The following is a 7339-nucleotide window of genomic DNA, read 5'->3' on the forward strand; positions in this document are numbered from 1 at the left end:
CCCGGCTGGCTCCGGGCCGGATTCAGCGCAATTGCCTGCGTTCACTTATGGCGTGGTGCAGCGATACCAGCCGCGGTAGCCAACCCGCAGTCCCTGTTCCAGTTCGAAGAGCACGTCGGCTTCGGTGAGCTCGGTCGGCATGGCATCGCCGGCACCCTTCGCGGGCAGAATGCTCACCGACATGCCCTCTGCGCTCAGATCGAAACCACCGGCATCAGAACGCTGCGCCGCAAGCTTTACCAACCGGCCATGAATCTTCACCACACCCTGGCCAGCTTTATCACCCGTCGATTCCAGAGCAACCACGGGCGCGCTTTTGGCCGTGTAGGCGAAGAGGCAGCGCGGCCCTGCGCCCAGCACCTTCTCGATTTCGGCGGTGTCGAGCGTCTGGGGATCGATGGTTGGAATGTCAGGCGTAGCCACCGCTTCGCGCGCACTGACGACTTCAGGTGTCGGTCCGCTCATCACTGGCTCTTTTACCCCTTCTCCCGGTGCAGGGTCGCCACAGGCTGTCAGCAGCAGTGCCGCCAGCGGCGTAAGCGATTTCCAAACGAGCGAGCTTGAGCCGCTCCGGTGCATATCAAGACGCATCAGTCGACCCTCTCGAGTTCGTTGATCAGGTATTTCATTTCCGCAATTTCGCGACGCTGCGCCGCGATGATTTCGTCAGCCAGCTTGCGCACACGCGGGTCGGTTATCTGAGCGCGCTCGCTGGTCATGATTGCAATCGAATGATGGGGAATCATGGCCTTCATATAATTCGTATCCGCCACAGTGGCCTGACTTCTAATTACCCAAAGTGTTAAGGCGAATACAACAATACTGCCAATATATATGGCGATATTGACGCGCTTCTTTTGATACGTATTGAGCATGAAACTCAGCATGATCACGGCCATGACCGCTCCCATCAATAACGCCATCCAGGCCCGAGTTTCGCTCCAGAAGATATGCTCGAAGGCATAAGTATTCAGATACATCAGGCCGAACATAACCACCGTGGACGTTGCGATCATGGCGGCGAAGCGCCAATAGGACATCTGCATCGGTATTTTCCTTCTAGTGTGTGTGCGTGCCGGATTGATGGCCCAGCGCGGCGTACTCGCTGGCGGTCATGCCTGGTAGCTGCTTTACAAAGGCTGCGATGTCCCAGAGCTCAGCGTCACCATGCGTTTCGCCGAAAGCCGGCATAGCCGACATGCGCACGCCATGCTTAACCAGCCAGAACACCTCGTTCGGCTGCCAATGCGCCGCCGCCTCGACCAGATGCGGCGGTTGCGGAAGCATGCCCTGCGCCCATTCGGCTCTATCCACGCCAGGGCCTGCGTGGCAGTGCTCGCACATCGCCTTGTAGTGCTGCGCGCCAGCCTCGATCTGCGCCGTAGTGAACTCAGTGGGCACGTCCAGCTCTTCTGCTCTGGTGGCCACCGAGTTGTTCATGGTCGTCGAAAACACCCAGCGCACAAAGGGAGAATGATCCTGGGAAGCAGCGATGTTGTAAGCACCGGTATAGGCAACCAACAACACAAGCAGTAAACCAAACAAGGCAGCCAATACAGCGCCGCCCGCTATGCCCTTTAACAAAACACTTTTATCTTGTTGCATCCATGATGCCCTCTGCTGGAACAATTGGCGTCACTAAAGGCGTAGACATAAAAACGCATACCATAGTTGCCCGTTAGTTGCTTAACTTACAGAAATGTAACGTAGGGAATTGGAGCAGCAGTTATGCCCGCCACGCCAGAGAACATGGTCATGCAAATCTAAGTTAAGCAGCGCTGCGGTGCTCATCACCGTCAGATTCCGCCGAGGCCGACGAGAACCGGCAATCGACGACTCCCTTGTTCCGTATAAGGGAGGCCTGCCGACGGTCGGCATGATGCTCGCTAAGCCTGCTTCTATTGACTGCCCGATGTTCGGGAACCTGCCCGATAGGCGTTGCTCTACTGCCTAAGCCGCAGGTGTCGCGAACGAAAACGCTGGCGACCCACACCGCGACGCGCAATGGATGACGAGACGATGGCGAGGTGATTCGCGGCTCAGCCGTTAAGCCGCTCGCAAGCAAAGCGCTCCGAGCATCACGGGCCGCGTGAAGATCTTGCGAAGTTTTGGCAGAGACAGGCGATTGTAGGAGCGAGTTTGCTCGCGAAGCTTTTTAATATTTGCGTTCATGCTACGAAATTGCATAACGATCCAAGCCGCGCCCCGCTCGTAAAAAGAGGAGCAGCCATTACCATGCACTCTACCCTTCCCTTGCTGAATGCCCTGGAGTTTCCTCCGCTCTGTCGCGGGTCGCTTGAGGCGTTGCAGGTCAATCTCACCTACCGCTGCAATCAGCGTTGCCTGCACTGCCATGTGAACGCCGGGCCGACCCGCACGGAGGCGATGACCGACGAAAGCCTAGGCCTTCTGCATGAAGTGATCGACGCGCACCCGGTACATACGCTGGACCTCACCGGTGGCGCGCCAGAGATGCATCCACGCTTTCGTGAAATCGTCATCCATGCGCGCCGGGAAGGGCTGCGGGTGATTGATCGCTGCAACCTGACAATCCTGAGCGAACCGGGGTACGAGGATCTAGTCGACTTCCTGGCCGATCAGGGGGTCGAGGTCACCGCCTCCCTGCCCTGCTATTCAAGAGAAAACGTCGATAAGCAACGCGGCGACGGTGTGTTCGAAGCCAGTATCGCCGGGCTACGACAACTCAACCGGCTCGGCTACGGCGCCGACGGAAGCGGCCGCATTCTAAACCTGGTCTACAACCCCCAAGGGCCCAGCCTGCCGCCGCCACAAAGCCAGCTGGAGGCAGATTACAAAAGTCATCTCGAGCAAAATTTTGATATCCACTTCAATCACCTGCTGACAATCACCAACCAGCCCATCGCTCGCTTCGGCAGTACCCTGATCAGCAAGGGGCAGTTCGGCGATTACATGCAGCTGCTGCGCGACAGCTACCGATCAGCAAATCTTGAGGCGGTGATGTGCCGAAGCCTGATCAGCGTGGATTGGCAGGGGTATCTGTACGACTGCGATTTCAACCAGATGCTTGACCTGCCGATGGCCATGCCCGAGCTGATCCGTCGCGATCGACCACACCTGCGCGACCTGCTCCAGACGGCGAGGCTAGAAGGCAACCCCATTGTCACGCGTGACCATTGCTACGCCTGTACCGCGGGGCAAGGCTCTAGCTGCAGCGGCAGCCTGATCGATTAACAGTGCTTGAGGGCGCTGAGTTGTTTCAGCGCTATTACGTTTGGCCGCGCATGCTGCAACATCCACGGCCAGATCCGGCGACAAACCACGCGGTAACAACGCGCCTCGATTGGCGTCCAGATGTTAAACCGCGGCGCTCGAAACGCCGCACTCACCTCATTCGCCGCACTGCTTGAGCCTGCTTGATGACAGCTAGTAGTCCAAACCTGACAAACCACCCGACGCTGGTCCTGGTCTGCAAGCGCCCCGCTCTTGGCCACGGTAAGCAGCGCCTGGCTTTGCAGATTGGCGCTGAAAGAGCACTAGAGCTCGCCGAATGCCTGCTCGATTGCGCGCTAGAAGATCTCCGCAGTTGGCATGGCTCGGCCGTAATTGCACCGGATCGGGAAGATGCAAGTGGCTGGGCAAATCAGCGGGCACCGCAGGCGCTCTGTATAGCGCAAGGGACCGGAAACCTCGGTAAGCGGCTCAACGGCTTGGACAGTGCACTGCGCAATCTCGGCCACCAGCGCCTCATTTTTATCGGCAGCGACGCCCCAGCGCTGGTGTCAAGTGATTATCAGCGCGTGCTCGAGGCGCTGACTGACCACGATACGGCTCTGCTCAACGCGCGCGATGGCGGTGTGGTGATGATGGCTTCGAACCGCTTCTGGCCCGATCTGACCACCTTGCCGTGGAGCACCGCAGAGCTTGGCAATGCACTTGCGGACGCCTGCCGCCAAGCAGGCCATACGGTCGCATTCTGCGGGGAATCGTTCGATATCGACGAACACTCGGATTTGACCATCGCTATGCGGGCGCTAGAGAAAGATCCCCGATCCGCGAGGCGGCGCTTGTTGCAGGCGCTGAACGACCCTGGCGGATCGCCCGCATGAGCCCGGCGAAGATCAGCGTGATCATCCCGTGCCTGCATGACGAAGACCACCTTGCACGTCTGCTTCTACAGTTGCGCCAGGCCGAGATGGTAGATGGAGTGCCGCTGCAGATCATCGTGGTCGATGCGGCCGACAGCCCGCAGTGCCACGCCCTGTGCCAACGTCATGACGCGCTGTGGTCAACTGCAACGCCGTCAAGGGGCGAGCAGTTGCGCCAAGGCGCCGCACTGTCTGAGCACGAGATAATCTGGTTTCTGCATGCCGATGCGGACCTCGACAATCAAGCGTTGATCGCCGTGCGCCGCGCTATTGGCGGGGGGGCGACAGGCGGCTATTTTGCCTTTCTCTTCAGCGACACGGACGCTTGGCAGGGTCGCCTGATCGAGCGCTTGGTCGATTGGCGAAACCGGGTCGGCGTGCCCTATGGCGACCAAGGCATCTTCGCTCGCCGCACGGCCTATTTCGCCGCAGGGCAGCACGCGCCCTGGCCGCTTTTCGAGGAAGTACCGCTGGTCAAAGGGCTGCGCCGGCAGGGATCTTTTCAGCGCCTAGAGCAAGGCCTTGGGGTCAGTTCACGCCGCTGGCAACGTGACGGCTGGTGGCACCGCACCTGCCGTAACCGCCTGTTAGCGCTTGGCTTCATGCTCAAGCTGTCGCCCTTCACGCTGGCGCGGCTATATGCCAGAAAAACACCCACGAATCGGTAACTGCTACTAATCCCCTAGGGTATTAGGCGGTCGCTTGCTCCAACCAGGCAAGTAGCTGGATGGCCTCCTGTTCAGAGTCCCCACAAACTTCGCGATCGGCTTGAAACTGACCACAAACAGCTGGCCTGGAGGAATGGCCAAATAACCCACAGAGGTTTCGCTCGGAAAGATGCAAGCAGCGCACACCCGCCGGTTTGCCAGAAGGCATACCGGGAATCGGTGAACTGATCGAAGGGGCAATACAACAGGCACCACAACCGGGACGGCAATTCATTTCAACGTCCGAAATGAAATAACGGGGCGGCGATCATAATCTCCGCCCCGGTAAAAGACACTAGCCCTCAGTAGCGTTCGTCAGATAGTTGCGAGACATACAGAGAGCCAATAGGATTCGCCACCGCCACGGAGTGTCGTATGCCCATCTGGATTCAGACTGCCGCCCTGCTTTGCGTTTCCAACCTGTTCATGACCTTCGCCTGGTACGGTCATCTGAAGACGCTCAACGGCAAACCTTGGCTGATAGCCGCGCTGATCAGCTGGGGCATCGCCCTGTTCGAATACCTGATCATGGTGCCGGCCAATCGCATCGGGTACACCGAGCTGTCGATCGGTCAGCTGAAGATCATGCAGGAGGTCATCACCCTCGCCATCTTCGTGCCGTTCAGCGTGCTGTACATGCAGCAACCGTTGAAGCTCGATTACCTGTGGGCTGGGTTGTGCTTGTTGGGCGCTGTGTACTTCATCTTCCGCTCATAGCAGTCGCTTCGGCGGGCATTTTTAGGCAGCGTATCTTGCCGCAATGCGACCTGATGACGGCGTCCAGCGGCTTCGGCATACTGGCCGCCCTTTCCCCACCCCTTAGAGATTTTCCGAATGTTCAAGGTCAACGAGTACTTCGACGGCACCGTCAAATCCATCGCCTTCGATATGGCAGCAGGCCCGGCCACCATCGGCGTCATGGCCCCCGGCGATTACGAGTTCGGCACAAATCAGTTGGAAGTTATGCACGTGGTTGCTGGCAGCCTCGACGTCAAACTGCCGGGAAGCGAAAACTACGAAACTTTCGGCGCTGGCACCCAGTTCACCGTACCGGCCAACAGCAAGTTTCAGCTGAAAGTAGCCGAGGCGACTGCCTACTTGTGTGAGTACCGCTAAGCGGCAGATTTGATACGCGTCAATCCGGGCTTTTGTTGCGGTGGATGGGTAAGACGCCATCCACCCTACGCCTCCCTGTAACCCGTAGGGTGCGCCGGGCGGCGCTCCGCTTCAGCCCACCCAGCCGCAGCACGGTGAACCGCTCCTCGTAGGATGGAATCGCCAGAGGCGCTTCCGTCGTTTACCGCGTACGGCGCCGTTTCTCACCGCGGCACCAAAACCGCATCAACCGGACCTCGGACTACTCCGTCGGCTAATCCACCCTACGTCAACTATAGGGTGGGCTTCAGCCCACCAAAGCCGGAAACAGACATCGATCCCAACCGCTTCAGCCCAGCGGCTTGTAGGCCTGATTGACCTGCCTCGACTGGTTCAAACGCGTCAGCTCCCCAGCCAATCGCTCTCGCTCCGCTCTACCAGCCTGTTGAAGCTCGTCATAAACGCGTGAAAGCTCGGCCAGTTGCTCGCGTAGCTTGAGGTCAGATGCATCTCCATCACCTAGTGCGGCCACCAAGGCACGGCATTCTTCATCCAACAGCGCAACGGCTTCCCAATCGCCCGCTGCGAATGCATCACGTAACTTGTTCGCGAGTAGTGAGAATGCTTGCTTGGGTGACGACATGGGCATCCTCGTTTGTCAGCGCATGGTGAGTAAATCGGAAGCCAATCCTCAGGATGCTAGGAGAACAGATAACTTACGCTTTGGGCGCAATCTGGTCCCAGGCCACCTTGATCTCGCCCAGCAGCCTGCCAACTTCGTTCAACTTCTCAATATCGTTATGCCGGCTGGCCTCGAACAGGCGCATCGTCATGTATTCGTAGAGGCGATCCAGATTCTCGGCTAGCTCACCACCGATGCTCTTGTCCAAAGCATCGCGCAAGCCGCCAATGATATTGATGGCCTTGCCGACCAGAACGCCTTTCTCAGCGAACGCATCACGCTCCATGGCGCCTTTGGCCTGAGCGATACGATCCAGGCCGCCTTGCATCAACATCTGGATCAAGCGGTGGGGATCAGCCTCGGTTACTTGGGCTTTCACGCCAACCTGCTGATACTGCTTCATTGCGGACATTGCGTACATGTGGATAAGCCCCTTGCTACATCGTTTGCATGTACAGCTTATCGGTCGACAAGGCCCAAGCTTGATAGCAGTTGGATAAATCAGAGTAATAAAAGAACGCCTCGGCGGCGAACTGAGATTAATGGAGCGTTCCACACCAACTTGGCGAGTCGGACCATCCGTCACCGGAGCAGACTTTGGGAATTCCGTGCGACTTTGGCTGCGTTTCCGAGGCATGCGTACAGGGAACCAGAACAGTAAGCGTCACGCATGGACGAGTCCGCTATCGGACCAACATTAGCCGTTTGCGCCTCCGCTGGTGGGGTGG

General features: G+C 58.3%; 11 protein-coding genes. 5 read left to right on the top strand and 6 right to left on the bottom strand.

Translation table 11 applies throughout. The features are described 5' to 3' along the window. Positions 1-45 precede the first annotated feature (45 nt). From PSTU_RS0101895 to PSTU_RS0101905, 3 genes are all read right to left on the bottom strand, one after another. On the bottom strand, positions 46-465 hold the full coding sequence (locus tag PSTU_RS0101895) for a hypothetical protein (protein ID WP_029404568.1): 420 nt from the start codon (positions 463-465) through the stop codon (positions 46-48). Between the two features lie 125 nt (positions 466-590). Further along, positions 591-1046: a DUF305 domain-containing protein gene (locus PSTU_RS0101900; protein WP_029404569.1), complete on the bottom strand. Its 456-nt coding sequence runs from the start codon at positions 1044-1046 to the stop codon at positions 591-593. 13 nt (positions 1047-1059) lie between these two features. Beyond that, entirely contained in the window at positions 1060-1629 is a 570-nt protein-coding gene (locus PSTU_RS0101905) for a c-type cytochrome (protein WP_202799399.1), read from the bottom strand. A 606-nt stretch (positions 1630-2235) separates the two neighbouring features. Here PSTU_RS0101905 and arsS point away from each other — a divergent pair. The 3 genes from arsS (at position 2236) to PSTU_RS20280 (ending at position 4795) form a co-directional block, all read left to right on the top strand. Beyond that, complete coding sequence (gene arsS / locus PSTU_RS0101910) at positions 2236-3213, top strand: arsenosugar biosynthesis radical SAM (seleno)protein ArsS (RefSeq protein ID WP_019339360.1); 978 nt, start codon at positions 2236-2238, stop codon at positions 3211-3213. Positions 3214-3398: 185 nt separating this feature from the next. Beyond that, a complete protein-coding gene (locus PSTU_RS0101915; RefSeq protein WP_019339361.1) occupies positions 3399-4088 on the top strand; it encodes a DUF2064 domain-containing protein in 690 nt (229 codons plus the stop codon). Beyond that, entirely contained in the window at positions 4085-4795 is a 711-nt protein-coding gene (locus PSTU_RS20280) for a hypothetical protein (protein ID WP_019339362.1), read from the top strand. The genes PSTU_RS0101915 and PSTU_RS20280 overlap by 4 nt, the downstream gene beginning before the upstream one ends. A 22-nt stretch (positions 4796-4817) precedes the next feature. Here PSTU_RS20280 and PSTU_RS21130 read toward each other — a convergent pair whose 3' ends face one another. Beyond that, entirely contained in the window at positions 4818-5069 is a 252-nt protein-coding gene (locus PSTU_RS21130) for a YkgJ family cysteine cluster protein (protein ID WP_080571162.1), read from the bottom strand. 140 nt (positions 5070-5209) lie between these two features. Between PSTU_RS21130 and PSTU_RS0101925 the strand changes: the two genes are divergently transcribed. Together PSTU_RS0101925 and PSTU_RS0101930 are read left to right on the top strand one after the other, a co-directional pair. After that, positions 5210-5551 (top strand): DMT family protein, encoded by a 342-nt coding sequence (locus PSTU_RS0101925; protein ID WP_019339363.1) that lies wholly within the window; start codon positions 5210-5212, stop codon positions 5549-5551. Between the two features lie 117 nt (positions 5552-5668). Further along, on the top strand, positions 5669-5950 hold the full coding sequence (locus PSTU_RS0101930) for a pyrimidine/purine nucleoside phosphorylase (protein WP_019339364.1): 282 nt from the start codon (positions 5669-5671) through the stop codon (positions 5948-5950). A gap of 328 nt (positions 5951-6278) precedes the next feature. Here the strand turns inward: PSTU_RS0101930 and PSTU_RS0101935 are convergent, their stop codons facing one another. Together PSTU_RS0101935 and fliS are read right to left on the bottom strand one after the other, a co-directional pair. After that, positions 6279-6572, bottom strand: coding sequence for a flagellar protein FliT (locus tag PSTU_RS0101935; RefSeq protein ID WP_019339365.1), 294 nt, complete (start codon positions 6570-6572; stop codon positions 6279-6281). A 73-nt stretch (positions 6573-6645) separates the two neighbouring features. Further along, entirely contained in the window at positions 6646-7032 is a 387-nt protein-coding gene (fliS, locus tag PSTU_RS0101940; RefSeq protein WP_029404571.1) for a flagellar export chaperone FliS, read from the bottom strand. Between the last annotated feature and the right edge of the window lie 307 nt (positions 7033-7339).

The organism is Stutzerimonas stutzeri SDM-LAC, from assembly GCF_000235745.1.
Taxonomy (GTDB): domain Bacteria; phylum Pseudomonadota; class Gammaproteobacteria; order Pseudomonadales; family Pseudomonadaceae; genus Stutzerimonas; species Stutzerimonas stutzeri_H.